Origin of the sequence: Brevibacterium sp. 91QC2O2 (genome assembly GCF_024580695.1) — a bacterium.
Classification (GTDB): Bacteria; Actinomycetota; Actinomycetes; order Actinomycetales; family Brevibacteriaceae; genus Brevibacterium; species Brevibacterium moorei.
Window position 1 is genome coordinate 141,191 of sequence record NZ_JANIJY010000007.1, and the last position, 26,001, is coordinate 167,191.

22 protein-coding genes, 5 tRNA genes and 1 pseudogene are annotated in these 26,001 nt (G+C 66.4%); 9 read left to right on the top strand and 19 right to left on the bottom strand.

The annotated features are described in order from the left end of the window. Window positions 1–145: 145 nt before the first annotated feature. The 3 genes from NQ036_RS07645 (at window position 146) to NQ036_RS07655 (ending at window position 3,301) form a co-directional block, all read left to right on the top strand. A complete protein-coding gene (locus NQ036_RS07645) occupies window positions 146–964 on the top strand; it encodes an acyl-CoA thioesterase II (RefSeq protein WP_257048870.1) in 819 nt (272 codons plus the stop codon). Window positions 965–1,046: 82 nt separating this feature from the next. Then, a complete protein-coding gene (locus NQ036_RS07650; protein WP_257058087.1) occupies window positions 1,047–2,576 on the top strand; it encodes a DUF5129 domain-containing protein in 1,530 nt (509 codons plus the stop codon). Between the two features lie 14 nt (window positions 2,577–2,590). Next, entirely contained in the window at window positions 2,591–3,301 is a 711-nt protein-coding gene (locus tag NQ036_RS07655; RefSeq protein WP_257048868.1) for a DUF3152 domain-containing protein, read from the top strand. Between the two features lie 70 nt (window positions 3,302–3,371). On the opposite strand, the gene NQ036_RS07660 is transcribed toward NQ036_RS07655, so the two are convergent. From NQ036_RS07660 to NQ036_RS07675, 4 genes are all read right to left on the bottom strand, one after another. After that, window positions 3,372–3,448: transfer RNA gene (locus NQ036_RS07660), tRNA-Asp, on the bottom strand. Window positions 3,449–3,493: 45 nt separating this feature from the next. Further along, window positions 3,494–3,566 (bottom strand) — tRNA-Phe (locus NQ036_RS07665). A 53-nt stretch (window positions 3,567–3,619) separates the two neighbouring features. Next, window positions 3,620–3,693 (bottom strand) — tRNA-Asp (locus NQ036_RS07670). Window positions 3,694–3,727: 34 nt separating this feature from the next. Then, window positions 3,728–3,800: transfer RNA gene (locus NQ036_RS07675), tRNA-Glu, on the bottom strand. A 171-nt stretch (window positions 3,801–3,971) separates the two neighbouring features. Between NQ036_RS07675 and NQ036_RS07680 the strand changes: the two genes are divergently transcribed. Both NQ036_RS07680 and ybaK read left to right on the top strand, forming a co-directional pair. After that, window positions 3,972–4,328, top strand: a complete 357-nt coding sequence (locus NQ036_RS07680) for a metallopeptidase family protein (RefSeq protein WP_257048867.1) — start codon at window positions 3,972–3,974, stop codon at window positions 4,326–4,328. 142 nt (window positions 4,329–4,470) lie between these two features. Continuing rightward, window positions 4,471–4,968 carry a Cys-tRNA(Pro) deacylase gene (ybaK, locus tag NQ036_RS07685; RefSeq protein ID WP_257048865.1) on the top strand — a complete coding sequence of 166 codons (498 nt, stop codon included), beginning with the start codon at window positions 4,471–4,473 and terminating at the stop codon, window positions 4,966–4,968. Window positions 4,969–4,992: 24 nt separating this feature from the next. Here ybaK and NQ036_RS07690 read toward each other — a convergent pair whose 3' ends face one another. Together NQ036_RS07690 and NQ036_RS07695 are read right to left on the bottom strand one after the other, a co-directional pair. Beyond that, window positions 4,993–5,574, bottom strand: a complete 582-nt coding sequence (locus NQ036_RS07690; protein ID WP_257048864.1) for a hypothetical protein — start codon at window positions 5,572–5,574, stop codon at window positions 4,993–4,995. A gap of 54 nt (window positions 5,575–5,628) precedes the next feature. Further along, complete coding sequence (locus NQ036_RS07695; protein ID WP_257048863.1) at window positions 5,629–6,243, bottom strand: YigZ family protein; 615 nt, start codon at window positions 6,241–6,243, stop codon at window positions 5,629–5,631. A 152-nt stretch (window positions 6,244–6,395) separates the two neighbouring features. Here NQ036_RS07695 and NQ036_RS07700 point away from each other — a divergent pair, with 152 nt between their 5' ends. Continuing rightward, complete coding sequence (locus NQ036_RS07700; RefSeq protein ID WP_257048881.1) at window positions 6,396–7,769, top strand: aspartate aminotransferase family protein; 1,374 nt, start codon at window positions 6,396–6,398, stop codon at window positions 7,767–7,769. A gap of 100 nt (window positions 7,770–7,869) precedes the next feature. On the opposite strand, the gene NQ036_RS07705 is transcribed toward NQ036_RS07700, so the two are convergent. The 10 genes from NQ036_RS07705 to NQ036_RS07750 form a co-directional block, all read right to left on the bottom strand. Further along, the gene (locus tag NQ036_RS07705; RefSeq protein WP_257048861.1) at window positions 7,870–9,855 is read right to left on the bottom strand and encodes an amidase; all 1,986 of its coding nucleotides are present in this window, start codon (window positions 9,853–9,855) and stop codon (window positions 7,870–7,872) included. 98 nt (window positions 9,856–9,953) lie between these two features. After that, window positions 9,954–11,645 (bottom strand): amidohydrolase, encoded by a 1,692-nt coding sequence (locus NQ036_RS07710; RefSeq protein WP_257048859.1) that lies wholly within the window; start codon window positions 11,643–11,645, stop codon window positions 9,954–9,956. Continuing rightward, window positions 11,645–12,982 (bottom strand): MFS transporter, encoded by a 1,338-nt coding sequence (locus tag NQ036_RS07715; protein ID WP_257048857.1) that lies wholly within the window; start codon window positions 12,980–12,982, stop codon window positions 11,645–11,647. The genes NQ036_RS07710 and NQ036_RS07715 overlap by 1 nt, the downstream gene beginning before the upstream one ends. A 219-nt stretch (window positions 12,983–13,201) precedes the next feature. After that, the gene (locus NQ036_RS07720; RefSeq protein ID WP_306427695.1) at window positions 13,202–13,969 is read right to left on the bottom strand and encodes an amino acid ABC transporter ATP-binding protein; all 768 of its coding nucleotides are present in this window, start codon (window positions 13,967–13,969) and stop codon (window positions 13,202–13,204) included. Between the two features lies 1 nt (window position 13,970). Continuing rightward, window positions 13,971–14,762 carry an amino acid ABC transporter permease gene (locus tag NQ036_RS07725; protein ID WP_257058089.1) on the bottom strand — a complete coding sequence of 264 codons (792 nt, stop codon included), beginning with the start codon at window positions 14,760–14,762 and terminating at the stop codon, window positions 13,971–13,973. Between the two features lie 5 nt (window positions 14,763–14,767). Beyond that, window positions 14,768–15,589: a basic amino acid ABC transporter substrate-binding protein gene (locus NQ036_RS07730; RefSeq protein ID WP_257058090.1), complete on the bottom strand. Its 822-nt coding sequence runs from the start codon at window positions 15,587–15,589 to the stop codon at window positions 14,768–14,770. A gap of 155 nt (window positions 15,590–15,744) precedes the next feature. After that, a complete protein-coding gene (locus tag NQ036_RS07735) occupies window positions 15,745–16,494 on the bottom strand; it encodes an LUD domain-containing protein (RefSeq protein ID WP_257058091.1) in 750 nt (249 codons plus the stop codon). Then, complete coding sequence (locus NQ036_RS07740) at window positions 16,491–18,065, bottom strand: lactate utilization protein B (RefSeq protein WP_257048852.1); 1,575 nt, start codon at window positions 18,063–18,065, stop codon at window positions 16,491–16,493. Before NQ036_RS07740 ends, NQ036_RS07735 begins: the two co-directional genes overlap by 4 nt. After that, window positions 18,062–18,880, bottom strand: a complete 819-nt coding sequence (locus NQ036_RS07745; RefSeq protein ID WP_257048851.1) for a (Fe-S)-binding protein — start codon at window positions 18,878–18,880, stop codon at window positions 18,062–18,064. The genes NQ036_RS07740 and NQ036_RS07745 overlap by 4 nt, the downstream gene beginning before the upstream one ends. 237 nt (window positions 18,881–19,117) lie before the next feature. Next, entirely contained in the window at window positions 19,118–20,374 is a 1,257-nt protein-coding gene (locus NQ036_RS07750; RefSeq protein WP_257058092.1) for an MFS transporter, read from the bottom strand. 238 nt (window positions 20,375–20,612) lie between these two features. On the opposite strand from NQ036_RS07750, the gene NQ036_RS07755 reads away from it, so the two are divergent. Continuing rightward, window positions 20,613–22,055, top strand: coding sequence for an MFS transporter (locus NQ036_RS07755; RefSeq protein ID WP_257058094.1), 1,443 nt, complete (start codon window positions 20,613–20,615; stop codon window positions 22,053–22,055). Between the two features lie 101 nt (window positions 22,056–22,156). On the opposite strand, the gene NQ036_RS07760 is transcribed toward NQ036_RS07755, so the two are convergent. Continuing rightward, complete coding sequence (locus NQ036_RS07760) at window positions 22,157–22,465, bottom strand: hypothetical protein (protein ID WP_257048846.1); 309 nt, start codon at window positions 22,463–22,465, stop codon at window positions 22,157–22,159. Window positions 22,466–22,499: 34 nt separating this feature from the next. Further along, window positions 22,500–22,757, bottom strand: a complete 258-nt coding sequence (locus NQ036_RS07765) for a GlsB/YeaQ/YmgE family stress response membrane protein (RefSeq protein ID WP_257048844.1) — start codon at window positions 22,755–22,757, stop codon at window positions 22,500–22,502. A gap of 168 nt (window positions 22,758–22,925) precedes the next feature. Between NQ036_RS07765 and NQ036_RS07770 the strand changes: the two genes are divergently transcribed. Continuing rightward, a complete protein-coding gene (locus NQ036_RS07770) occupies window positions 22,926–24,602 on the top strand; it encodes a sulfatase-like hydrolase/transferase (protein ID WP_257048843.1) in 1,677 nt (558 codons plus the stop codon). Between the two features lie 78 nt (window positions 24,603–24,680). Next, window positions 24,681–24,756, top strand: a tRNA-Lys gene (locus NQ036_RS07775). A 595-nt stretch (window positions 24,757–25,351) separates the two neighbouring features. Here the strand turns inward: NQ036_RS07775 and NQ036_RS15800 are convergent. Beyond that, a pseudogene (locus NQ036_RS15800) lies at window positions 25,352–25,816 on the bottom strand (recombinase family protein); the annotation flags it as partial. Window positions 25,817–26,001: the final 185 nt, after the last annotated feature.

Consider the following 26,001-nt stretch of genomic DNA (forward strand, 5'->3'; position numbering starts at 1 on the left):
GGTGGAGACTGCGAGTAGTGCTGGTGTAGGGCCAGTGTGTACCCGGTCGAGTGCTGGAACGCCTGAATCCGCTTCGAATCGGAAAAACCGAAACTATTGAAACTGCGAACGGGGATATATGTGGATCGTTCGTTAAGCTGAGGACATGAATGATGCTCGTGCGGATGCGCACCCCCTTGACCGGGTCATCGGGACGTCGGACGTCGATGTCGATACTGTACGGGCAGCCACTGATCCAGCGTTTGCGAACATGGTCGGACCCTATGGCGGAGCGACCGCGGCCACCGTCGTCGCGGCCATCGAACGTGATCAGCGGGTCCACGGCAGACCGGTCGCGCTGACCCTGAACTACGCGGCGCCCGTCGCCGATGGCTCCTACGAGCTGCATCGGACGCCCGTGCGCACGAACAACTCGAACCAGCACTGGACGTGCACGGTCGAACAGAACGGGTCCACCGTGCTCACCGGCTCCGCTCTGACCGCTGTCGAACGGGGTGGCTGGACGGACTTGGAGGTAACCGGACCGGTGGCACCGGCGCCCGCGGAGGTCCCCGTGGCGAAGCCCGTGCGCGGCCTCGCCTGGCTGGACAACTACGAGATGCGCTTCGTAACGGGAGCGTTCCCCGTCGACGGCGCCGAGGCCTCGCCCGATTCGACCACCACCGTCTGGGTGCGCCACGCCCGTCCACGGGGCTGGGACTATCCGGCCCTGGCCTCGGCCTGCGATATCTTCGGACCCCGGATCTTCAACCGTCTGGGCCGCGCGGTCCCCGCCGGCACCGTCACCCTGACCAGTTACTTCCATGCGGGCCCGGACGTGCTGGCAGAGCAGGGGGAGTATCTGCTGTGCACGGTGCGGGCCACCCAATTCTTCTCCGGCCTGGCCGATCAGCGCGCGCAGATCTGGGGAGCCGACGGCAGCCTGCTGGCGACCACTACTCAACTGTGCTATTACAAGGCCTGAACAACCCATGGGCTTGGCGCGGCCCCCGGGTATCCACGGTGGCCTCGCGCACATAAGGGGAACGGCCAAGTAGGCTGGGGCCATGACCGCTTCCGCTTCGAACTCGCAGGCCTCACCCGAATCGACTACGGATGCGCCCTTCGCCCGTCGGGCGAGGTTGTCTGCGTGGGCCTCCTTTGCGCTCGCAGTGGTCTTCGTCGCGCTGGGCATCGGGTGGGCGGTGATGGCCAGGCCGACGGCAGCGCCCAGTTCAGTCGAGGTGGTCGAACAGGCTGATGCAGCGGATCCCACTCTGCTCAAGGAAGAGGTCGGGAAGCTGCGATTCCACCGGCCGGTTCGTGTGGTCGTCTGGTTCCGCACGGGGGATTATGCGGACAAGCTCAACGAGGAGACCCTGAAGTGGGCCCGCTCCAATCCCGATATGAATCTGCTGTCACCGGATGGGAGGAAGTGGGCGGATGGCACCTTCATCCTCACCGTTTCGGTGGAGAGCAATGAGGTGACCGGCTCCGGCCAGGTCGGGACCTACTTCGGCGAGGACGTTCGGGTGGAGTCGGGCGACGGGCACGATCGGGAGAAGAAGATTCAGCAGGCCGGATCGGATGCCTTCAAGCGGATGGACTGGACCGAGGGAGCCGTGCAGGTCACCAGGGCGGCAGCGGACTTGATGGCCCGGCCCTGGTATAAGACGCCACTGTTGGCCCTCATCATCCCGGGTATCTTCGTCGTCGCCTTCGCCCTCAACGGTGCGGGCGCGCTGCTGTTGCGCAAGGGCTTCGTGATGGCGGCCGGGAAGTTCGACTCCACCACGGTCGGGGTCAACGACCGGGTCACCGCCGCGCAGGAGATCCCCGACGTCGGCCTGGGGGAGAAGATCCGCGCCACCTCCGGGGAGGTTCTGCGCATCTACGATGACAGCCTGAGCCAGCGCACGGCACTCAACGCCTTCGCCTGGCCCGTGATCAGTCCCGTCAACGGCCGGATGACCTCGCGGCTGAAGGATTTCGCCGGAAACGTCGACACCATCGTGGATGCCACACATATGCTCCAGAACGCCATCGTGCTCTACAACCGCGACTCCAGCTGGGAACAGATCTGGACTGAGGAGATCAACGAGACGGGCCGGGCCCTGCGCGGTTTCGCCGATCCGCGGTTGGCCAACCGCGTCGGCGTGCAGCGGGCGGAGGAGTTCAAACGCTTCGGAGCCGCCGGCGAGGCCGAACTCGAGGACATCAGACGCTCCGGAATAGAAGGGGGCGGCGAGAACATCGTGCAGTGCCTAGACCGGATCGCGGATCTGCGGAAGCGCTTGAGCGCACAGACCCAGGAACTACAGGCGCGGGGCACCGCATATGCGGGAGGGGCCGGCCGCTACATCTCGAAGGCGATCGACAAGGAGCAGAGTCGGGCAAATGGGGCCTCGCGGTCGATCACCGGCTATTACGACCGTCCATACTTCTCCACCCCCACTGCCTTCATGATCGGCTACGTCAACGGTCAGCACAACTATCAGCGCGCGCAGCAGAGCTCGTCGTCCTCATCGGGTTCGTCAACCGGCTACGGCTCCTCTGGCGGCGGTTTCTCCGGTTCCGGCAGTTCTTCGAGGTTCTGAGCACAGTGCGGGGAATGAGAAGGGGCGCCGCGGCGGTGGCCGTGCTGGTCCTGGCAGTGCTGACCGGCTGCGCGGGTTCCGGTGAGCCCGGTTCCGGGCGAACGGGGGCGGGGGAGTCCACGGCTGCATCGACTCGGGCATCGTCCGCGCCGGCCACGCCCACCGCCGCGGCCCCGACGCCCGTTGCCGCGCCGAAGATCCCGGCCCACGGCAGCGGCAAATGGCAGGCGGTGCACAAGGGCTCCAAGGCCAGGGGGAAGGGTCGCCGGGTCGATGTGGCCGTCCGCGTGGAGTCGAATCTGCCGATCGACGGGGCCGAGGCCACCGGCTTCATCATGGCCACCCTGCGCGATAAGCGGAGCTGGCAGCAGCTGGACGGAGTGCGCTTCGCCCTGGTGCCCAAGGCGGCAACAGCCGATGTCGTGGTCAATATCGCCAGTCCCGACACCACCGACCGGATGTGCCTGCCATTGAATACGGTGGGCAAGCTGTCGTGTCGCAACGGCCGCAATGTCATCTTCAACGCGCGCCGGTGGGTTGGAGCCGCAAAGGGGTTCGGCTCCTTGACCCAGTACCGGCAGTATCTGGTCAATCACGAGGTCGGCCACGCCCTGGGACATGGCCATGCCTATTGCGGAGGCAAGGGCCGGACCGCGCCGTTGATGATGCAGCAGACCAAGGGGCTGCACGGATGCAAGCCGAACGGCTGGCCCGCAGTGAAGTAGGAGAAACCTGTGGTGCAGGAGGCGGAAATGAAAATGGGCCCGGTTCCGAAGAACCGGGCCCATCGTGAAATGGCGACCCTGAAGGGACTTGAACCCTCGACCTCCGCCGTGACAGGGCGGCGCGCTAACCAACTGCGCCACAGGGCCATTATTCACTTGTGCCCACAAGGGGCGATTGCTTCGAAGAAGCAGTGGCTCCGACCGGCGTCGATCCGGTGACCTTTCGATTTTCAGTCGAACGCTCTACCAACTGAGCTACAGAGCCATATTCAATTTTCTCGTGAAAACGAGCTCTTCTGAAGAAGAACCACGTCTTCGCGACCCTGAAGGGACTTGAACCCTCGACCTCCGCCGTGACAGGGCGGCGCGCTAACCAACTGCGCCACAGGGCCATTATTCTATTGTCTGGAACTTCCGTTCCAGTCGTACCCCCAACGGGATTTGAACCCGTGTCGCCGCCGTGAAAGGGCGGTGTCCTAGGCCGCTAGACGATGGGGGCCCGGATTTCTCCTGTTCGAGCTAACCAGGCATTTACGCCCTGTTCGCTTGAACCTCCGTAAGCTTATCCCGAAACGAACCGCTAATGCAAAATCGATCGGGGGTGAGCTCTGTCACCACTCGTGTAGGGGTGTTTCAGGCATCAGGTGAGTGCCGCCCGTAGACTGATCGGATGGATCTTGACGCCGTCTCCGATGAGCTCTTCGACGACCTGGTGGCCCACGCCATGGATCGCCTGCCGGCGGAGGTCGCAGCGCATATGGACAATGTCGCCCTGTTCGTCGCCGACGATGCTCCGCCCGAGGACCCCGAGCTGCTGGGCCTTTATGACGGCATCGCCCTCACGGAGCGGACGGGCGATTACGGGTTCATGCCGCCGGACACCATCAGCCTGTTCAAGAACAACCTGGTCGCGATGTGTGCCGACGAGGGAGAACTGGCCGATGAAATCTTCATTACCATCGTCCACGAGATCGCCCATCACTTCGGTGTCGACGAAGACCGCCTGCACGAGCTGGGTTGGGGCTAATACACCGAATGACGCGATTTTGTCCGTGTCCGCCACGTCGCTTAGAGTTTCAAGCAGCTAGGAAACGAGTGATTCTACATTCGGGCCGAAAACCGGATCGCCGAGGCGGCCGAGTAATCCGAGCCCGAAGCGGAGGTAGCCAGTGACTGCAACACGATCCCGCGGGGGAGCCACACCCGCTCTGCGCATTCTCAATGCCTCGGGAATGGCCTATGAGGTGCATGAGTTCGAGCACGATCCGAATGTGCGCCAGTACGGGCCGGAAGCCGCTCATGCGCTGGGCGTGTCCGCCGATCGCGTGTTCAAAACGCTGGTCATCTCCGTCGACGGCGCACTGGTCAACGCGATCGTGCCGGTGTCGGGTCAGCTCGACCTCAAGGCCCTGGCCCAGGCGGCCGGCGGCAAGCGCGCAGAACTGGCGGGTCTGGCCGAGGCCGAAAGGACCACCGGCTATGTGGCGGGTGGGGTCAGCCCGCTGGGCCAACGCAAGCAGCTGCTGGTGGTGGCCGACCACACGATCAAGGACCATGAGACGATCTTCGTGTCCGGGGGCCGGCGCGGCCTGGACATCGAACTGACCCCGACGGCCTTCCTGGAGATCACCAACGCGACCTGCGCGAAGATCGCCACGCTCGACTAGGGCCTGGCACAGCCTCGCTCGAGCTCAGGGCTCCTCGCCCTCCAGATGGGCCAGTAGGTCGTCGAGTGAGTCGAAGACCAGGGTGTCGTCTTCGTCCTCGTCCTTCTCATCGAGCATCGCCGCGAAGACGTCGAGGTCCTCGTCCAGCTGCACCCGCACCCAATGATCCGGGAGGGTTTCCTCCGCGGCGAACTCGAGCAGCACCGCCTCGTGGAGCACCGCCACGCTGGTCAGCTCCATATCGTCGCGCAGGGCCGCCATCAGGTCCTCGTCCTGCGCGGATTCCTCTTCGAATTCCTCGGCTTCGATCAGTTCGTCGATCGTGGCCTCGACGATGGCCTGCCAATCCTCCGGGGTCTGGGCCAACAGCCCCTTGATGTGTCCGATGAGCACCGCGGAGTCGATTTGCGCTGCGGTGCGCTCTTCCAATTCCGGGTCCACATTGACGATCAGCTGTGCGTCGACGGCGGCTAGATCGGCCAGGCCGAACACGATTCCATCCGCTGCGTGCACATTGCTCAGTGCACCGGACGACTCGAGCGCCGTGCGCAGCGGTTCGAGGGACGGTGATTCGAGGGGATCTGCGGCGTTGTCGGCTGCGTTCATGTTCCCCAGTCTAGGGGAGTGGAGCCGGCTTGTGTGGGTCTGCGCGCGATCGGTTCAGAGCCAATCGGCCCGGCCCTCCACGGGCTCGATGCGCCCGGCCGACAAATCGGCCACCGCGGCCCTGGCGTCGGGGACCGCATCCCGCGGTACGGCGAAGGTCAGGGTCACCTCGGCGGCGAACCGCTGGTCGAGCACCCGCCAGCCGGCCTGCCCGATGCGGGCGCGCAGCAGCTCGGCCAGGGCGTAGGGGACGGTGACGGTCAGCGGGACCAGCAGGTCCCTGGTGGTGATCACCGCGTCCTCGAGTGCGGCCGAGACCGCCCCGCCGTAGGCGCGGACCAGACCGCCTGCGCCCAACAGGGTCCCACCGAAGTAGCGGGTGACAACGGCGACCACATCGGTCAGTTCACGGCCCACCAACACATCGAGCATCGGGATGCCGGCAGTACCTGAGGGCTCCCCGTCGTCGCTGGACCGGCGCACCTGCGGTGCGGGGCCCAGGACGAAGGCCGAGCAGTGGTGGCGCGCCTTCGGATGGTCCGCGCGCGCCGCTGCGACGACGGCCCTGGCGGCGGGCTCGTCGGCCACCGGCGCGACCACGGTCAAGAAGCGGGAGCGCTTGATCTCCAGTTCGGCTGCAACGGGTTCGGCCAGGCTGTACAGGGGCATACCGGCCAGCCTAGCGGGTGCACACGGACAGGATGCGGACAGGGCTTCACGCTGCCCGGCGCTGTGATCTACGATGTCCTCGACGGTGGTTCTGTGAGCCGCGTCGCAAACCCCGCCCTTTCCACCAGAAGGAAAAAGATAGTGTGACCGCTATGCCCGCCAACGCCCCGGAACTGTCTCCGGAGGAAACCGCAGCCATCGTCGCAGAATCCCAGCGCGCCTATGAGCTGGACCGTGCACATGTGTTCCACTCATGGTCGGCCCAGCAGCAGATCACCCCCATGGTCGTCTCCCGCGCACAGGGCTCCTATGTCTTCGACGGCGACGGCAAGCGCTACCTGGACTTCACCAGTCAGCTGGTCAACACGAACATCGGCCACCAGCACCCGGCAGTCGTCCAGGCGATCAAGGACCAGGCGGACCTGTTGTGCACCATCAACCCGGCCCACGCCAATGCCGCCCGCTCCGAGGCCGCCCGGCTCATCACCGAACGCACCCCCGCCGGGCTCGACCACGTGTTCTTCACCAATGCCGGCGCGGACGCCAATGAGCACGCGATCCGGATGGCCCGCCAGTTCACCGGCCGGCGCAAGGTGCTCTCGCGCTACCACAGCTACCACGGTGGGACCGACCTGGCCGTCAACGTCACCGGCGACCCCCGCCGGATCCCCAGCGACACCGCCGACTCGGGCGTTGTGCACTTCTTCGGCCCATTCCTCTACCGCTCCGAATTCGATGCGCAGACCGAGGAACAGGAGACCCGCCGGGCCCTGCACCATCTGGAACGGACCATCCAGCTGGAGGGCCCGGAGACCATCGCCGCCATCATCCTGGAGTCGATTCCCGGCACCGCCGGCATCATGATCCCCAGTGACGAGTACATGCAGGGCGTGCGCGAACTGGCCACGAAGTACGGCATCGTCTACATCGCCGACGAGGTGATGGCCGGGTTCGGCCGCGCCGGCAGCTGGTTCGCCTTCGAACGCTTTGGCATCGTGCCCGACGTCATCACCTTCGCCAAGGGCGTGAACTCCGGTTACGTGCCCCTGGGCGGAGTCGTGATGAACGATGCGATCTACTCCCACTTCGGCCAGCGCTCATACCCCGGCGGCCTGACCTACTCGGGCCACCCGCTGGCCTGCGCCGCCGCCGTGGCGACCATCAACGCGATGGCCGACGAGGGCATGGTGGACAATGCGGCCAGACTGGGCGAGGAGATCGTGGGCCCGCGCCTGGAGAAGATCGCCGCGAACGCCAAGCACGTGGGCGAGGTCCGTGGCACCGGCATGTTCTGGGCGATCGAGCTGGTCAAGGACCAGGAATCGCGCGAACCGCTGGCACCCTACGGCGGCGGCTCGCCGGAAGTCGCGGACATCCTGGCCAAGATCAAGGCCGCGGGCGTCCTACCATTCAACAACTTCAACCGGATCCACGTGGTTCCGCCGCTGAACGTCACGGAGGAGGAGCTCAACGCCGGCCTGGACGTCATCGAAGAGGTCCTGACCCAGGCGGACTACTCCGTCTGAGCCGATTCCGAGCCCGCTGCTCCGCAGGCTCTGGACAGCCGAGGCCCCGGCCCGGATCCGTATGTGCGGAACCGGGCCGGGGCCTCGGCTGTGTCGGGCGTCAGCGTGTGGGCAGCGGGACCGTTTCGAATGCCGCAGCAGCATGGCCGGCCCGCACGACCACGAGGAGCTCCGGATGCACGCGCCTGCGCGTCAGGGAGATCCGACCGCTGAAGGTGCCCGGCGAGCCGGCCACCGGGCGCAGGATGTGCCCGTCGGCCCACACCTGCGCGGTCCCGGCAGCAGGGGCCCCGGCCACAGTCACAGTGATGAGCCAGGAGCGCTCATCGGAGTCGATCGACACCGCGAAGTCCGGTGCGCCCGCCGGTTCCGGTCCGGTCGTGCCCGGTGCTGTTTCGGCCGCCGCGATCACATTGCCGGGCAGACTGGGCGTGAGGAAGGCCGGCACACGCCGGTGGGTTGCGGTCTCGAAAGCATGGGCTAAGTCCAAGAGGGCATCGTCTGTGTAGGCGGGCCCGGCAAAGGTCACATTGACCGGCATCGAGGTGTCGGCGATGAGGCCCATCGGCACTGACACCGTGGGGATGCCCAGGTGCCTGAACACGCGGTTGCCATTGGAGTACACGACGCCATTGCGCGATGCATCGGCGTGGCTCTCCGGCCGGGTGAACAGATCGTCGCGGCCCACGTCCCCGGCGGCGGGGAATGCGATGGCGTCCAGGGCGAGCCCGTCCATCCAGTCCTCCAGATCGACCCGGCGCACGGCTTCGAGTCCGCGGAGGACCTCCGCCAGCTGCGGCACCTCGTCATAGGATTCCGGGAGTCCTGCTTTGACGAGTTCGGCTAGGCGCTGGAAATCGTAGCCGCCGCGGGCCATTGTGATCCACACGGGTATGAGTGGGTCCTGGGCGGGGAACACGTCATCGCCGTCCACATCGGCCCAGCTGGTCAGGGCCGGGTCGCCATTGACGGCCAGGAACTGATCGAAGGCCATCGCGGCCACGGTACCGGTTTCGATTGCACGCCAGTCCGGGGGCACCAGGCCGCGCTCGGCCATGCCCCTGGCGCTCGGCCGGTCCTCCTCATAGTTCGAAACAACGGGGAAGTCGACTGCCACGACGGTGGCGCCGAGCCCTCGCAGATCGGCAGCTGCGCGGTCCCACAGGGCGCGCACCGCGGGGTTGATGACCGGTGGCACTTCCGCGGTGGGGTCCTCGCCGATGTACATCTTCGGCACACCGATGCGCAGGCCGTCCAAGCGTGCGGGCCGAACCCGTTCGCGCGGGGCCGGCAGCACGGTCGCCGGTGCGGGGAGTTCGACGGCGCTCTGCTGGCGCCAGAAGTCGCCGGTGGTCTGCGGGTCGTCCACCGCCAACACCTCGAGCAGCCGCAGCAGGTCGTCCACCCCACGGGTGTGCGGGACGACGACATCGCAGGTGGGGCGCAGGGGCCAATTGCCGCGAATGGACAACACCCCGCGCGAGGGAGTGTAGGCCACGAGCGCGTTGTTCGAGGCCGGCGAGCGGCCCGAGGAGACCGTCTCCTCTGCCATGCCGAAGGCGGCGAAGCTCGCCGCGGTGCTCGTGCCGGAGCCGTTGGACGAGCCCGAGCCGTAGGCCGCGGTCAGATAATCGGGGTTGTACGGGCTGCGCGCGTAATCGTAGAGCCCCGGCTGCACACCGCCGGCGGCCATCGGCGGCATATTCGTCTTGCCGATGAGCACGGCGCCTGCGGCACGCAGCAGTTCGACCGCGCGGGCGTCCTGTCCGGCCACCAGGTCGGCCAGCGCGGGCGACCCCGAGGCCACGGTGAGGCCGGCGACCTTGTAGCTGTCCTTGACGGTGAACGGAACGCCCTCGAGCGGTCCCACGGTGCCGGCGGCCCGCCGGGCATCGGAGGCGCGCGCCTCCTCCAGGCACTCGGGGTTGAGGACGGGGACGGCCTTGAGACACAGTCCTGTGCGGTCGTAGTACCCGATGCGGTTGAGATAGGCGCACACCAGGTCGACGCTTGTGACCCGGCCCGCTGCGAGCGCCTCCAGCAGCTGGCCGATCGACTTCTCGACGACGTCGAATCCTGTGCTCATGACTTCTGCTTCCTCCAACTTTCCGATTGTCCACGCGATCCGCCCCGGCCGGAGCCGGGGCGGATCAGCGGTTCTGTGGTGTTCTCGATTGCGCTCGATCAGAGCGTCGTGTGGGTCTCCACACCGCCCACGAAGGTCGCCAGCACTTCCGTGGCGGCGATCGTCGTGGGATCGACGGTCAGCGGATCGGCGCCCAGCACGACGAAGTCCGCCAACTTGCCCGGTGTCAGGGTGCCCTTGAGGTGGCCCTGGCCCGAGGCCTGTGCTGCGATCGTCGTGTAGGCCTGGACGGCCTGCAGTGGGCTCAGCTTCTCCGCTGCGGATCCCATCACCGCGCCGGAGCGGGTGGCGCGGTCCACGAAGGCCTGGATGCCGCGCAGCACATTGCCGTTGGCACACGGCCGGTCGGAGGAACCGGGCAGCAGGATGCCGGCGTCGAAGAAGGCCTTGGCGCGGTACAGCTGGGCGGTGCGCGGATGGTCCGCGCCTCCCAGCACCGTGTTCATAGAGTCGCCGATGTTGTCGGCGAAGGCCGACTGCGGGGTCACCGCGATGCCGTACTCCTTGATCCGCGGCAGCAGCGCATCGGGCACGATGGCGGCGTGTTCGATCCGGTTGGGCACGGGGTGGGCGTTGAGTGCCGAGGCCCGGCCGCCGGCGGCGGCACCGCCGTGGCCGGGTGCACCGTAGGTGTCCACGGCCTCGGCGATGATGTCCACTGCGCCCTTGACCGCCAGGTCGCCGATCGCATGGATCGCCAGCGACCAGCCGGACCGGTAGGCGGCCAGTGCCTGGGCGCGCAGCACCTCGAACTCGTCCTGCAGATAGCCCTTGGTGTCGCGGCCGGCGTAGTTCTCGCTCATCGCCGCGGTCTCGCCGGACAGGGCCCCGTCCATGAACATCTTGGTCGGGCCGATCGACAGGTAGTCGTCGCCGAAGCCGGTGACCATGCCCAGATCCAGTCCCGTGCCGAAATCATCGGCGGAGTTCGCCGTGATCGGGTGCAGGGTCTGGATGGCGGGCAGCAGCTGGGCGCGGGCCTTGAGCGCACCCGAGGTCCGTGCCCGCATATAGGCGCTGACCTCGACGGGGGAGTGGCCGATCCAGCCGCCGCAGATCCCCGCCTCGCCGAAGCTGGTGATGCCCTCGCGGGCGTATTCCGCGGTGGCCAGGCCCAGGACCTTCTCGATCTGGGCCTGCGAATAGGGCCGGATCAGGTCCTGGACGAGGTTCTGGGCGGTCTCCTCGACAAGTCCGGTGGGCCGGCCGGAGGAATCGCGGACCACCAGGCCGCCCTCGGGGTCGGTGAACCCTGGCGCGAGCATCCCGGCCTTGTCCATCGCCAGGGTGTTGGCGATTGCGGCGTGCCCGGAGACCTTGCGCAGGAACAGCGGGTGGTCGCCGCAGATCCGGTCCAGGATCTCCAAGTCCGGGTACTGGTCGGCGTAATCCTGCTGGGCGAAGCCGGTGGCGTTGATCCATTCGCCCGCGGGCAGGCGGCGCGCCTCGGCCTCGAGCTTGGAGTACAGCTCGTCCATGCCTCCGGGCAGGTTCTCCACGTCGACACTGTCGAGCGTCAGACCGAACCAGGTGGTGTGGCAGTGGACGTCGTTGAAGCCGGGCAGCACGGTCGCCCCGCCCAAGTCCAGCGTGCGGGCGGCCGGCAAGCCGGCCACGTCCTCGTCCAAGCCGATGATCCGCCCGCCCCATACGCCGATGGTGTGTGCAGTGGGCCGGGCCGGGTCCATGGTCTGGACGCGGGCCCCGGTGATGAGCAGATCGAGTTTCATCAGTATTTGTATCCTTCCACTTTGACACTGAACTTCGGCGCCAACGCCGAGCAGATCAGGGTGATCGCACCGAAGACGATGAGCATGATGGGCGCGGGCCACCAGGCCTCACCCGATGCATGGAGTAGCGCGGTGGCGATCATCGGCGTGAAGCCGGAGACGATGGAGCCCAGGTTGGCGGCGATCGCGACCCCGGACAGGCGGTGGGCCGGCGGGAACAGAGCGGTCATCAGGGCGCCGTTGGCGGCGTAGGGCACCGACAGGCAGGCGACGCCGAAGGCCACGCCCAGGATCACCAGCACCGGATTGGTGGTATCGACCATGAGGAAGACGGGGAAGGCGCACAGGATGGTCAGCACCCCGCCGATCACGGACACGCGGGCAGGGCCGTACTTCTGGCCGAGCTTGCCGCCGTAGACCAGCACCAGGATCTCCAGGGCCGCGCCCACCAGGGTGGCAGCCAGCAGCAGGTTCTTGTTCATGCCCAACTGCTGGGTGCCGTATGACACGACGAAGGTGGTGACCAGGAAGAAGCCGGCACCGCCGGTCAGATTGGCGCCGAAGCCGATGAGCACCTGCAGGGGCGAGTGCTTGAAGACCTGGATGATAGGGGCCGATTCCTTGGCCGATTCCTCTTCCAGCTCCTGGAACACCGGGGTTTCCTCCAGGTGCTTTCGGATGTAGACGGAGACCAGCAGCAGTGGGATGGCCAGCAGGAACGGGATGCGCCAGCCCCACATGTTGAAGTGCTCGTCATTGGTGATGATGATGCCGACCAGGAAGAAGAAACCGGAGGACAGGATGGTGCCGATGGGCGAGCCGATCTGGGGGAAGGCGGCATACCAGGCGCGCTTGTGCGCCGGCGCGGATTCCACCGCGGCCGTCACAGCGCCGCCCCATTCGCCGCCCACGGCCAGGCCCTGGAAGACGCGCAGGATGATGAGCAGGACCGGGGCGGCCATGCCGATCGCGTGGCGGTCAGGCAGCAGGCCGATCAGGCCGGTGGCGGTGCCGATGCCCACCACGGTGATCATCAGGACGGTCTTGCGGCCGATCTTATCGCCCAGGTGGCCGAAGATCAGGCCGCCGATCGGGCGGGCCACGAAGCCAACGGCCATGGTGGCGAAGGACGCCATGGTGGCCAGGAAGGGGTCGGAGGAATCGAAGTAGAGCACATTGAAGATCAGTGCGCTGGCGGTGGTGAACAGGAAGAAGTCGTACCACTCCATGGCGGTGCCCACCAGGGCCGCGATCGCGGCCTTCTTGGCGGTCTGTTCATCGACGTGGTGGGTGGTCTCCACCTTTTCGCGCATTCCGGGCGCGGTTGAGTCGCTCAAGGGTCTCCTTAGTCGCTATTCCTGGGCCCGCGAACGGGGCCGAGGCCGTGGCCGCGGCGGTGGCCGGGCTCACGAAGGGGAACAGGGACATGTTACATGCGGCACTGTGATGCCTAGAACACGAATGCCCGGAAGGCGAGCCTTCCGGGCATTCGTTCACACAGGTTTTACATGGGCCGAGGTGCGCCCCCGGGTTTCAGGACCCGCTCAGCGGGCCGGTCAGGACCGGGGCTCCGTGGGGTGCAGGACGCGGGACAGGAAGCTCCTGGTGCGCTCGTGCTGCGGATCGCCGATCACCGCCGAGGGCGGCCCGGCCTCGACCACCACGCCGCCGTCCATGAAGACGACCCGGTCGGCGACCTCGCGGGCGAATTCGATCTCGTGGGTCACCACGATCATCGTCATCCCCTCATCGGCCAGATCGCGCATCACGCCCAGCACATCGCCCACGGTCTCCGGATCCAGGGCCGAGGTGGGCTCGTCGAACAGCATCAGGCTGGGGTTCATCGCCAGGGACCTGGCGATGGCCACGCGCTGCTGCTGTCCGCCGGAGAGCTGTTCCGGTTTGGCGTCGAGCTTGTCGGTCAGCCCGACCAGGGCGATCTGCTTCTGGGCCTCCGCGTCAGCCTGTTCCGCTGTGCGCTTGAGGACCTTGCGCTGGGCCACGGTGAGGTTCTCCCGCACGCTTAAGTGCGAGAACAGGTTGAAGCCCTGGAAGACCATGCCGATGCGCCGCCGTGCGGCGTCGATGTCGAGGTCCGGATCCGTTATGTCCATTCCGTCGACCACGATGGAGCCGTGGCTGGGCGTCTCCAGTAGGTTGATGCAGCGCAGCATCGTCGACTTACCCGAACCGGAGGGGCCGATGACGCACACGACCTCGCCCCTGGTGATCTCCAGGTTGATATCGCGCAGCACCTCGTTGTCTCCGAAGGATTTGCCCAGGTTCGTGATCGAGACGATCGGTGTTTCCTCTGACGTGCTCATCTCATGCCCCCATTCCCGCGGATCCGTACTTGCGTTCGAGCCTGCGCGAAAGATATGACAGCGGCAGGGTGATGATCAGATAGCACACGGCGATCACCAGGAACGGCGTCAGACTCGCCGATGACACGATTTCGGAGCGGGCCAGCATGGCCAGTTCGCGTTCCGTCACGGACGCGCCCAGGATGTAGGCCAGGGACGAGTCCTTGGTCAGCAGGATCAGCTCGTTGGTCAGCGGCGGCAGGATGATCCGGAAGGCCTGCGGCAGCACGATCGTGATGGTGGTCCTGGTGTGGGACATGCCCAGGGACCTGGCGGCCTCGATCTGCCCGCGCGGCACCGCCTGGATGCCGGCGCGGATGGTCTCGGCCATATAGGCCGAGGACACCAGGCCCAGCGCGATCGTGATCGACACGAGCCGCGGGATCTGCGCATCCGGGAAGGCCGCGGGAAGGCCGAAGCCCATCGCCAGGAACACCACCAGGGCCGGCAGCCCGCGGAAGAACTCGATGTAGGCGAACGAGATCCCCCGGTAGACCGCCACCGAGGACAGCCGCATGAGGGCCAGGACGATGGCGGCGGCCAGGCCCACGACGAAGCCCAGCAGCGTGAAGATCACGGTGTTCTTCAGCGCGACCGTGATGACCTGCGGGAACATCCCGGCGGCCACCTTGGGGTCGGCGAAGGTATCCAGCAGGGTCTGCCAGTCGGCCGCGAAGGCCAGGACCACGACGACGATCACCAGGATCGCGTACTGGATCCCGCGCGAGAGTCGCTGTTTCTGACGTCTCTTCATGGGCGTCACTTATCGGTCGCGGCGGCCGAGGCCCCGGCCGTGGGCGCGTCCACGCCGAACCATTTCTTGTAGATCTCGTTGTAGGTGCCGTCGGACTTCAGCTGTGCCAGCACCTCGTTCGTGGTCTTGAGCAGTTCGGCGTTGCCCTTCTTCACGGCGATTCCGTAGTGTTCGCCCGTGGCGATGTCGAAGGCGACGTTGAAGCCGGAGTTCTGCTTGGCGTAGTCGTAGAGCACGCCGTTGTCGTTGATGACGGCGTCGACCTGGCCGTTCTTCAGGGCCTCCAGCGACAGGGGCAGGTCCTCGTAGGTGGTGTTGGTCGCGTCCTTGATGTTCTCATTGGCGTACATCTCACCGGTCGTGCCCTGCTGGACGGCGATCTTCATGCCCTTGAGATCGGCTTCCGAGGCGGGCTTCTTGTCCTTGACGAGGACGGCCTGGTTCGCGTCGAAGTAGGAGTCGGAGAAGTCGACCTTGCCCTTGCGCTCATCGGTGATCGTGGTGCCGGCGGCGGAGATATCGCAGGTCTTCTGGTTGAAGGCGGCGCCGGTCGTGATGGTCTCGAAGGGGGTGTCGACGACTTCCTGCTCCAGGCCCAGCTTCTCGGCGACCTTGGCTACGATGTCGACGTCGAAGCCGACGATCTCGCCGCCCTTCTCGTACTCGAAGGGCTGGTAGGACAGGTGGGTGCAGTTGGTCAGCTTGCCCTCGTTGATCGGGGTGAAACCGTCGGCCGATTGGGAATCCTTGTCCGAGGCCGAACCGCCACAAGCGGACAGTGTCAGGACGACGGCGGCCAGTGCAGCCGCGATGGGGAGTGCTTTCACGGGTATGTTCCTCCTGGGTGTCTCCGGTCACGTAACCGGGGGTGGAAGGAACTATACCGACAATATGAGAAGAACGTGTAACGCACGTAACAGGTATCCAAAACCACTGTGGCCCCACTGCATCGCAGTGGGGCCACGGACAGGACGCGCGCGGCTCAGTCGTCGACCAGGACCACGTCCAGGGTACGGGGGCCGTGCACGCCGGCCACTCGCTCCAGTTCGATGTCAACGGTCGCAGACGGCCCCGACACCCAGGTCTGGGGCAGGGTGGCGAGCTCGCGCTCGATCAGGACGGCCACGGCCTCGGGCACCAGCTGCACGATGTCGGAGACGAACACCAGGCAGATGTGGTGATCGGGCACCAGGGTGATCGCGCGGCGCCCGCAGCCGGGGCCGGACAGGCAGATCGTGCCGGTGTCGGCGATCGCCACCTGGGAACCGGTGACCACTGCGTCGATCACCGTGTTCAGCTCCTCCTTGGGCGTGGGATCCGAACCGGAATCCTGGCGCACCTCGGCGGTGACCTCGGACAGCAGGGCGTCGTCCAGATCATCGGGCACCACGATCCGCTTGGCATCCCCGAGCAGGCGCGCCACGGTCGCCGGGACCTCGGCCTCGGACACGCGGGTGACACCGGCGTCGTAGTCGACCAGCCGGTCGGTCAGCAGCGCGACCAGACCCTCGCGGTCCAGCTCGCCGGTCACGGACTGGTGCGCTGGGATCTCCGGCGGTTCGTGATCGGCCGGTACGAAGCCCTGCTCGCCCACGGTGCCCTCGCGGCCCAGGGCCGCGGAGATCCTGGCCAGGACTTCGGACCGGGCGTCGGGGAAGGACGGCTGCGGTTCCGTTTCCGGGTCGGCGGCCGGTTTGGTGCCGAGCATCCTCTTGAGCGGATTCGAGGTCATTTCGCATCTCCGTTCCCACGGGCGGAATTCCCGCGTTCCCTGGCCCACCACGTCCGGAACGATTCCTTGGGCGGCTGGGGGACCGTGCGGGTCTTCGTCCACTTGCCCGCCACACCCGGGGCCTTCTTCAGGCCCTCGGGGGAGACCATCAGCTTCGCCAGCGGCAGGCCCTTCTCGACCGCGGCCATGCGCTTGCCGTCCGACATCATCCAGGAGGCCGCGGTCAGTGCCGCGTCCAGCTGGCTGTGCGGCAGCTTGCCCAGCACACCGGCCTTCTGCTCTGCCTTGCGCTCCTTGTTCTCCACGTCCTCGGCGCGCAGGCGCACCAGCATCTCCGGGATGTTGATCTTCACGGGGCAGGCGTCGTAGCAGGAGCCGCACAGGCTTGAGGCGTACGGCAGGCTGCCGTTCTCGCTCTCGTCCACACCGGTCAGCAGCGGGGTCAGGATCGCACCGATCGGGCCGGGGTAGACAGAGCCGTAGGCGTGCCCGCCGGTGCGCTCGTAGACGGGGCAGACGTTCATGCAGGCAGAGCAGCGGATGCAGTGCAGGGCCTGGCGGCCGTGCTCATCGGCCAGCGCCCTGGTCCGCCCGTTGTCCAGCAGCACGATGTGCACGTTCTGCGGACCGTCGCCCTCGCTCACGCCCGTCCAGTAGGAGGTGTACGGGTTCATCCGCTCGCCGGTGGACGAACGCGGCAGCAGCTGCATGAAGGTGCCGAGGTCCTCGAACTTCGGCAGCAGCTTCTCGATGCCCATGACGGTGATGAGGGTCTCCGGCAGGGTCACACACATCCGGCCGTTACCCTCGGACTCGACCACGCCCAAGGTGCCGGTTTCGGCGATGCCGAAGTTGGCGCCGGAGATCGCGACCTTGGTGGACATGAATTTCTTGCGCAGGTGCTTGCGGCTGGCCTCGGCCAGATCCTGCGGATTGTTCGACAGGTTCGGGTCGGCATCGTCCATCTCGCGCAGGAAGATCTCGCGGATCTCATCGCGGTTGCGGTGGATGGCCGGCACCAGGATGTGGCTGGGGCGGTCGTGGCCCAGCTGGACGATGAGTTCGGCCAGGTCGGTTTCGAAGGCGTCGATGCCGTGGGGCTCGAGGTATTCGTTCAGGCCGATCTCCTGGGTGGCCATCGACTTGACCTTGATGACCTCGCGCCGGCCGTTGTCCAGCACGGGTGCGTTCTGCTTGACCAGGTCCTCGACGATCCTGTTGGCCTCGTCTGCGTTGCGCGCCCAGTGGACGTGGCCGCCGCGGGCGGTGAAGGCGGCTTCGAACTGGGTCAGCAGTTCGGGCAGCCGGTCCATCACATAGGACTTCACGCCCGAGCCGTTGTCGCGCAGGTCCTCCCAGTCGGGGCGTTCGGCCACGCGCAGTGCCCGCTTGCCGCGGATCGTGGTGGTGGCCTTCGTCAGGTTGGTGCGCAGCTGGACATTGCTCAGCTCGTGTTCGGCGACCTGCGGGAAGGGCGCGCCCTCCTTCAGGAAGCCCTGGCCGGCGACCGGCCGCAGGGTCACGCCGTCCTTGCCGAGGACCATGGGGGTTCCGATGTTGACGGCGGTCATCGCAGGGCACCTCCGCTCACGAGCTCTTCGTCGAGGACCAGCGGGTTCTCCTTGGTCGAGGCCAGGATCCGGGCCAGGTGGACCGTGGCGGGCACGCTGCCCTGGGCCGGGAGGAGTTCCGAGGTGCGCGAGAGGCCGCCGCCGATGTGCATGAGGCAGCTGGCGTCGCCGCCGGAGCACACCTGTGCGCCGGTGCCGATGATCGCGTCGACCTTGTCCGAGAGCATCGCCGAGGACACCTGCGGGTTCTTCACGGAGAAGGTGCCGCCGAAGCCGCAGCAGGAATCCCAGTTATCGGCCTTGACCACTGTGGCGCCCTCGACGGTCTCCAAGAGGCGCTGCTGCCGGTCGCCCAGGCGCAGCAGCCGCATCCCGTGGCAGGAGGGGTGGTAGGCGATCTTGTACGGGAAGTACGAGCCCAACTGTTCGGCGGCATCGGTGATGCCCTCGACATCGGTGAGGAACTGCGCCAGTTCCATGGTGCGCCCGGCGATGTCGGTGGCGCGCTTGGACAGCTCGTCGTCGTTGTTGTATTCGGCGATCATGGGGTGCTGGTGGCCCAGCGAGGCCACGCAGGAACCACTGGGGGCCACCGCATAGTCCCAGGATTCGGCCTCGAATGCCCGCACGTGGTTCTCCACGACCGGGTAGGCCTGCTTGAACTTGCCGGAGTTGATGTGCATCTGACCGCAGCAGGCCTGGCCGGCGGGGAAGATGACCTCATGCCCCAGTCGTTCCAGAATGCTGACGGTCGCGCGTGCCACCTCCGGGTACATCGCATCGACGATGCACGTAGCGAAAAGCGCGATTCTCACGGTGTCTCCCAATAATCCGCAGTGTGTCGATTGGCAGGCCGGTCGCGTTCAGCGGTTTCCGCCTGCCGCTGGAACTACCGTACGCACGATGGGCCGTCCCGGGCCCGGCGGCTGGCCCGACCGTGTTCTGCGCAACGTCGTGACGCCGGTTATCCAGGCCACGACACCCCTGACCTGCGATGTTTTAAGATCGGCTGGGATGAAATCGCAAAGCTGTCCTTGCGTTAAGGTGAGCGCTCACACGGGCACTACGTCGCGGGCCCGGGTCCGTCGGCGCCGGTAGCCGATCACGGCGGCCAGGATGAAGCAGAAGCCGATTGCGGTCAGCCCGACCCCGGTGAAGGCCGGCGCCCGGTAGCCCAGTCCCGCGTCGATCACGACCCCGCCGAGGAACGCGCCCAGGGCATTGGCCAGATTGAACGCCGATTGATTCATCGCGGCGGACATGCTGGGGGCGTCGTGGGTTTCGCGCATCAGGCGCACCTGCAGGCCCGTGGTGAAGATGGAACCGCCGATGCCCAGGAGCACCATGCACACCACGATCGCCGGGAACAGATGGGCCAGGGTGCCGAAGGCGGCCAGGACGATGCCCAGGCCCGCCACTCCGATGATGACGGCGCGTTCGATCGACTTGTCGATCAGCGGGCCTGCGATCAGCGAGCCCAGGGTCATCCCGACTCCATAGGCCACCAGCACCCAGGGGACCACGGAGTCCGCGGCACCGGCCAGATCGGTCACCGTCGGCGCGATATAGGTGTAGACGGCGAACATGCCGCCGAACCCCAGGGAGCCGGCCAGCAGGGTCAGCACCACCTGTGGGCGGGCCAGGGTGCGCAGCTCGGCCCGGGTCGAGGGCCGCTGGGCCGGGGCGGGGTCCCCCGTGGCAGTGTTCGTCCCCGTGGCTCCGACGGCGGGCACGAACAGGGCCACCGCCAGGAAGTTGACCACTCCGACGGCTGCGAAGACGAAATAGGAGGTGCGCCAGCCCAGCTGGGCGCCCAGCACGGTGGCCGCCGGTACGCCGACGATGTTCGCGATCGTCATGCCCAGCATCACCCGCGCCACGGCCGTCCCCGAGCGCTCAGGGCGGGTTAGGCGGGCTGCGACGATTCCGGCGACTCCCAGGTAGACGCCGTGGGGCAGCCCGGAGACGACGCGGGCGATGAGCAGCATCGACATACTGGGGCTGGTCGCCACCAGCAGGTTGCCCAGGATGAACAGGCACACCATGGCCAGCAGCAGCGGCTTGCGCGGGACACGGGAGGTCAGGGCGGTGATGAGGGGTGCGCCCACCACCACGCCCAGGGCGTAGGCGGAGACCGCATGGCCGGCCTCGGTGATGCTCACTCCCAGGTCCGCGGCGAACTGGGGCATCAGCCCCATGGTGGCGAATTCCGTCAGGCCCAGTCCGAAGGCACCGATGGCCAGACAGGCATACGACACGGGGACGGGGAAGCTGCGGTGGTCGGCGGGCTGCCGGGGAACTGAGGGCACGGGCGATAAGCCTAGTAGGCGGGAGGCAACCCGCATAACGGTACTGGTGCACGCCTTTCAGTTTCGTATACTGAGTCACATAAGTCTCAATAAGTGAGATTCTGTGAGATTTTCCCTTGTCGTCGGGCGTACTGTCTTCTTTGCGCGGTTGCCACAGCAAACGCTGATAGAACACTCAGGCTCACCCATGGCCCGGCCGTTCGCCGTTTCACCATTCGGAATCAAGAATCAAGGGATCATGTCCACCCACACCAGTAACGCCGCGGCAGGCGCGGCTCATGGCGGTCAGGCGGTCGACAACATCGCACTGGCCCGCAAGACGAACACCCGCGGCAAAGTCCTGACGGCGTCGATGATCGGTACGACGATCGAGTTCTTCGACTTCTACTCGTACGCGACCGCGTCCTCGCTGGTCTTCCCCGCTCTGTTCTTCCCGCACCAGACCTCGACGACACAGCTGCTGAGCTCCTTCGCCGTGTTCGGCGTCGCCTTCGTCGCCCGCCCGATCGGCTCCGTGCTCTTCGGCCACTTCGGTGACAAGATCGGTCGCAAGAAGACGCTGATCGCCTCGCTGCTCATCATGGGCATCGGCACCTTCCTGATCGGTCTGCTGCCGACCGCGGAGACCCCCGGATGGATGATCCTGGCCCCGCTGTTCCTGGTGCTGCTGCGCTTCTGCCAGGGTGTGGGCCTGGGCGGTGAGTGGTCCGGTGCAGCACTGTTGGCGACCGAGAACGCCCCGAAGGGCAAACGCGCCATCTGGGGCACTTTCCCGCAGCTGGGAGCCCCCGTGGGCTTCATCATCGCCAACCTGCTGTTCGTCGCGATCAGCTACGGGATCTCGCCCGAGGCGTTCCTGAACTGGGGCTGGCGCATTCCGTTCCTGCTGTCGGCCATCCTGGTGGCCGTCGGCCTGTGGGTCCGCATGTCCCTGATGGAGACCCCGGCGTTCCAGCTGGTCGAACAGAAGCAGCAGATCGCCAAGGCCCCCATCGCCACGGTCTTCAAGACCAGCTGGTGGCAGATGATCCTGGGCACCTTCATCATGCTGGCGACCTATGTGCTGTTCTACTTCATGACGGCCTTCACCCTGACCTACGGCACCTCGCCCGACACCACCGATAAGGCGGCTGCCGCTGCGGCCAAGGCCGGCAAGGCCTTCGATCCGGCGACCTTCGTGCCCGGCCTGGGCTACACCAAGAACGAATTCCTGGTCTACCTCATCATCGGCGTGATCTTCTTCGGCGTCTTCACCGTGGTCTCCGGGCCGCTGGCGGAGAAAATGGGCCGGCGCAAGATGCTGAGCATCGTCACCGTGCTGATCGGGGTCTACGGCCTGTGCCTGCAGCCCCTGTTCACCGCCGGCACCGCAGGGGTGTTGGCCGGTCTGATCATCGGCTTCACCCTGATGGGCCTGACCTTCGGACCGATGGCGGCCTATCTGCCTGAGCTGTTCCCCGCGAACGTCCGGTACACGGGTTCGGCGATCTCGTACAACATGTCCTCGGTCATCGGCGCGGGTCCCGCCCCGTTCGCCATGGTCGCGCTGTGGCAGCACTCGAACGGCGGTTCGATCTTCACCGTCGGCCTGTACATGCTGGTCGGTGCGGTGCTCACGGTGATCGCCCTGCTCCTGGCCAAGGACACCACGCACGTCGATATGGAAGCCGAACTCGCCTGATCCCGGGCGGGTGCCGGCAGCGCATCCCCGCAATACACGAGGGCGGCGCCCGCGGATGATCTCCGCGGGCGCCGCCCTCGTGTGTGGTTCCGGTGTCTAACTCACTTGCGATCCGACAGTGCCCATGCGGCACCCGCGGCCACAGCGGTGACGACGCCCACGGCGGGCCAGGCGCCGAGCTTCTTGGCAAGCGGATGTGACAGGCCGAAGCCCAGCAGGTACGTCGCGGCCAGCGCCGAGGTGGTGGCCGGGTTGGTCTTCTTCAGCCAGCTGCGGCCGGCGTAGGCGCCGGCGGCGGCCAGGACGACTCCGCCGAGGGGGCGGATAAGGGTTTCGCGGGCGGTCAGATAGCCGCCCACCAGGCCCGCGGCGACGACGGCTGCGGTGTTCACTTCTTCAGCTGCTTTCATGTGTGCGATCCTACTCCGCGGGTCTTCGGCGGTCTCACCGGCGGCCTCGGACCAGGCCGGCGAGGACCAGCACCACAAGCGAACCTCCCACGGCGAACAGCCAGGTGCTCCAGGAGAAGAACGCCAGGTTGGGGTTGAAGCCCAGGGCACGGCCGATGAAGCCGCCGACGATCGCACCGACGACGCCCAACAACAGGTTGCTGAAGAAACCACCGCCGTGGTCCCCCGGCAGCAGGAAACGGGCGATGGCACCGGCCACCAGCCCCACGATGATCCACGCCAAGATACTCATGTGGTCAGCCTAACAAGCATCGGTGGAACCGGGCTGGGAAGAGACAGGGCGAATGATGGGCCAGGAGCCGGGGCAGAGGGGACCCACACTACCACGACCAGGTGCCTTGCCGGTATCCTGGTGAGTCCGGATGCCGAAGAGGCGACCTACCCGGTGAGGAACCGGGCAATGAACGAGGAAGACGGAGGCCCTGTGTCCCAGGAGTCGGACGAGTCGAGTACCGAGTCGAGGAAATGGCCGCGCACCCTGCGAGCCCTGCGTGTGGCGGGCCGCTGGAGCGCGCGGATCGGTGGTTGGCTGCTGGTCTGGGTGGGCCTGACGCTGTTGGCCGCCGGATGGAACATCCGCCAGGTCTGGGGCGATATCACCGTCGACCAGATGCTGACGAACATCACCGGCGTCCGCCGTGACGGCGGGGGCGGCGACCTGGCTATCCAGGCCGTCTGGTGGATCGGCGTCGTACCGCTGGTCGCCACGGTACTGCTGGCCGTCATCGTCTATCTGCTGCGCCGCCCCGGCCGCAAGCGTGCGGGCCGCACGTCCAAGGCCACGGGCGTCCGCCGGATCGCGGCCGTGCAGAGCCCCACCGGGAGGGGACTGCGGCGCTTCGGTGCAGTGGTGCCGATCGCGCTCGTCACGGCCATCGCCGTGACCGGCACGGCGACGTTCTCCTCGGCTGTGAGCATGCCGGACTACATCCGTGCGGTGCGCTCGAACCTGGACCTGGGGCCCTATTATGCGCAGCCCACGGTTGACAGGGCCGCTGCGAAGAAGGTCGCCGGGGGCAAGAAGAACCTGGTGTTGATCTACCTGGAGTCTGGGGAGGCGACGCTGGGCGATGACAGCGTGTTCGAGAAGGACATGCTGGCACCTGCCAAGGAGGCCACGCAGGGCTGGGCCGGGATCGACGGCCTGCAGCAGTACCACGGCGGGGGCTGGACCATGGCCGGAATCGTCTCCAGCCAGTGCGGCATCCCCCTGCGCGGCAAGAGCGCTGCGACCGGCGACAAGATCATGAACGAGCTGGGAACGGAACTGGACAGCTTCATGTCAGGGCAGACCTGCCTGGGCGATGTGCTGGCCGACAACGGGTACACGAACACCTTCATAGGCGGGGCGAACGCGGACTTCGCGGCCAAGGGAACGTTCCTGCGCACCCACGGTTACGACACCATCAAGGACCTCAAGACCTGGCGGGCCGCCGGCGAGGCCTCCAAGGACATCCGCAGCGACTGGGGCCTGAGCGATAAGCGGCTGATGGAGCACGCGAAGGACGAGGTCGACCAGCTGCACAAGAAGTCGCAGAAGACCGGCAAGCCGTTCAACCTGTCGATGCTGACGCTGGACACGCACGAACCCGTGCACGTCTACGACTCCTGCAAGGTCGACACCCAGGATCAGCTGGCCTCCGTGTTCTCCTGCTCTATGGCCACCGTCGCGGGCTTCCTCGACCACATGAAGGACAAGGGGTACCTCGACGATACGACCGTCGTCGTAATGGGCGACCACCTCAAGCACATGGCCGGGTGGAACGCCTACCACGAGGAACTCGACGGCCGTGACGACCGCACCGTGTTCAATCGCATCTGGGTGCCGGGGACGAAGAACGGTAAAACACCGTTGGGCACCCCGCGCGCAGGCGTGGACCAGCTCAACTGGCTGCCCACGATCATGGACGCCGTCGGAGTGCCGGCCACCGGTTCCCGGGCGGGCCTGGGCGTTTCGGCCTTCGCGCCGGAAATCCCGGCAGAGTCCGCGCAGGCGTTGGATGAGAACAAGTACAAGGAACTCCTGGATGCCAGGTCCGGCGACTTCTACGCCAGGGCCTGGGGCGAGGCGAAGTGAGGCGTGCGGATTTTTCCAAACCCACCGACAGGCGTTAGGATGTTCGGGTGTGTGGCGGTCGCATGATCTCCCACGCACGGGCCTCTAGCTCAGTTGGTAGAGCAGCGGACTTTTAATCCGCGGGTCGAGGGTTCGATCCCCTCGGGGCCCACCAGAAGTTGGTTGTTCAAACCGCCGACATTTCCGGTTTGACCTGCGTGGACTGCCGTCTCCCCGTCTGGGGAGGCGGCAGTTTGCTGTACTCCGGGGTCGAACAGGATGTGGAACGGCTCCCCTGCCCGGCCGTCGATGCCGTCGTCTGTGACGAGCAGGCGTTCGAAGAACGCCTGGTTCGCGATGCGACGCAGGGAGTCGTCCACGCTCATGTAGATCTTGTGCGCGTTGCCTGCCAGGGCAAGGCAGTCGTCCAGGTGGGCGCGGGCCTGTTCGTACTCGACGGAGCTGGCTTCGATGCGGGCGTCGAGGAACCCGATCTGTCGGGCGATGCGGTCCTGCTCCGACTTGAGCAGGTCGATGGGCACGGCTCCGGCGTAGTGGGCTTGCAGGAGCTTGTGGCGCTCGTCATGCAGCCGGTCGCGTTCGGCGATCTGGCTCTTGCGCTCGCTCTTCGCGGTGGCGTAGAGCCGGTCGAACTCGGCGTGGATGAGCTTGCGCAGCGGCTCGATGACGTGGGCGGGGATCTGCACGCTGCGGTAGTAGTCTTCGACGGCGGCTTCGACGTCGGGCACGTACATGGCCTTACGGTCGCAGGCGGTGCGCTTCTTGTGCCGGCCGGAGCAGATGAAGTACGGGTAGATCACCCCACGGCCGCTCTTGGCGTTGGTGAGGATCAGCCGCGACCCGCACGTACCGCAGAAGATGCTGCCCTTGAGGTAGTGGTCGTGGGCCTGGGTCTTCTCCCCGGAGATGCGGTGCGAGGCGAGCACGGTCTGCACCCGGTACCAGACCTCGGGAGCGACGAGGGGTTCGTGCAGGCCGTCGTACATCGCGCCTTTGAACAGCACGTTGCCCTTGTAGTACGGGCTGGCGAGCAGCTGCTGGATCGTGGACAGCCCGGGCGCCTTCTCGGGTCGCTTCGGCGTCGGCACGGTCGTCAGGCCGCGGTCGATGAGTTCTTCGCGGAGGGTGATGGTCGAGTAGTTCCCCGTCGCGTACGCCTCGAACGCCCACTTGATGAGCGGGCCGCGCTTCGGGTCGACTTCGATGCTGCGCACCTCCCGGCCCAGTTCGTCGCGGTGGGTGGCGTTGAGGTAGCCGATCGGGGCCTTGCCGGGCTCTTCCGGATTGAGGGTGTAGAGAATTATCCGACAGGGGTAGGTGTGTCGTAGGGGGTGTGAAGAAGGCCCCGCGGTGAGAATGGGAATTGTCTAGAAACCGATTCCTCACCACAAGGCCTTCG

What these genes read in the sequence shown, in the direction of transcription:
- NQ036_RS07645 (WP_257048870.1), top strand. Translation starts at nt 146, where the DNA reads ATGAATGATGCTCGTGCGGATGCGCACCCCCTTGACCGGGTCATCGGG.
- NQ036_RS07650 (WP_257058087.1), top strand. Translation starts at nt 1,047, where the DNA reads ATGACCGCTTCCGCTTCGAACTCGCAGGCCTCACCCGAATCGACTACG.
- NQ036_RS07655 (WP_257048868.1), top strand. Translation starts at nt 2,591, where the DNA reads ATGAGAAGGGGCGCCGCGGCGGTGGCCGTGCTGGTCCTGGCAGTGCTG.
- NQ036_RS07680 (WP_257048867.1), top strand. Translation starts at nt 3,972, where the DNA reads ATGGATCTTGACGCCGTCTCCGATGAGCTCTTCGACGACCTGGTGGCC.
- NQ036_RS07690 (WP_257048864.1), bottom strand. Translation starts at nt 5,574, where the DNA reads ATGAACGCAGCCGACAACGCCGCAGATCCCCTCGAATCACCGTCCCTC.
- NQ036_RS07695 (WP_257048863.1), bottom strand. Translation starts at nt 6,243, where the DNA reads ATGCCCCTGTACAGCCTGGCCGAACCCGTTGCAGCCGAACTGGAGATC.
- NQ036_RS07700 (WP_257048881.1), top strand. Translation starts at nt 6,396, where the DNA reads ATGCCCGCCAACGCCCCGGAACTGTCTCCGGAGGAAACCGCAGCCATC.
- NQ036_RS07705 (WP_257048861.1), bottom strand. Translation starts at nt 9,855, where the DNA reads ATGAGCACAGGATTCGACGTCGTCGAGAAGTCGATCGGCCAGCTGCTG.
- NQ036_RS07710 (WP_257048859.1), bottom strand. Translation starts at nt 11,645, where the DNA reads ATGAAACTCGATCTGCTCATCACCGGGGCCCGCGTCCAGACCATGGAC.
- NQ036_RS07720 (WP_306427695.1), bottom strand. Translation starts at nt 13,969, where the DNA reads ATGAGCACGTCAGAGGAAACACCGATCGTCTCGATCACGAACCTGGGC.
- NQ036_RS07725 (WP_257058089.1), bottom strand. Translation starts at nt 14,762, where the DNA reads ATGAAGAGACGTCAGAAACAGCGACTCTCGCGCGGGATCCAGTACGCG.
- NQ036_RS07735 (WP_257058091.1), bottom strand. Translation starts at nt 16,494, where the DNA reads ATGACCTCGAATCCGCTCAAGAGGATGCTCGGCACCAAACCGGCCGCC.
- NQ036_RS07740 (WP_257048852.1), bottom strand. Translation starts at nt 18,065, where the DNA reads ATGACCGCCGTCAACATCGGAACCCCCATGGTCCTCGGCAAGGACGGC.
- NQ036_RS07755 (WP_257058094.1), top strand. Translation starts at nt 20,613, where the DNA reads ATGTCCACCCACACCAGTAACGCCGCGGCAGGCGCGGCTCATGGCGGT.
- NQ036_RS07760 (WP_257048846.1), bottom strand. Translation starts at nt 22,465, where the DNA reads ATGAAAGCAGCTGAAGAAGTGAACACCGCAGCCGTCGTCGCCGCGGGC.
- NQ036_RS07765 (WP_257048844.1), bottom strand. Translation starts at nt 22,757, where the DNA reads ATGAGTATCTTGGCGTGGATCATCGTGGGGCTGGTGGCCGGTGCCATC.
- NQ036_RS07770 (WP_257048843.1), top strand. Translation starts at nt 22,926, where the DNA reads ATGAACGAGGAAGACGGAGGCCCTGTGTCCCAGGAGTCGGACGAGTCG.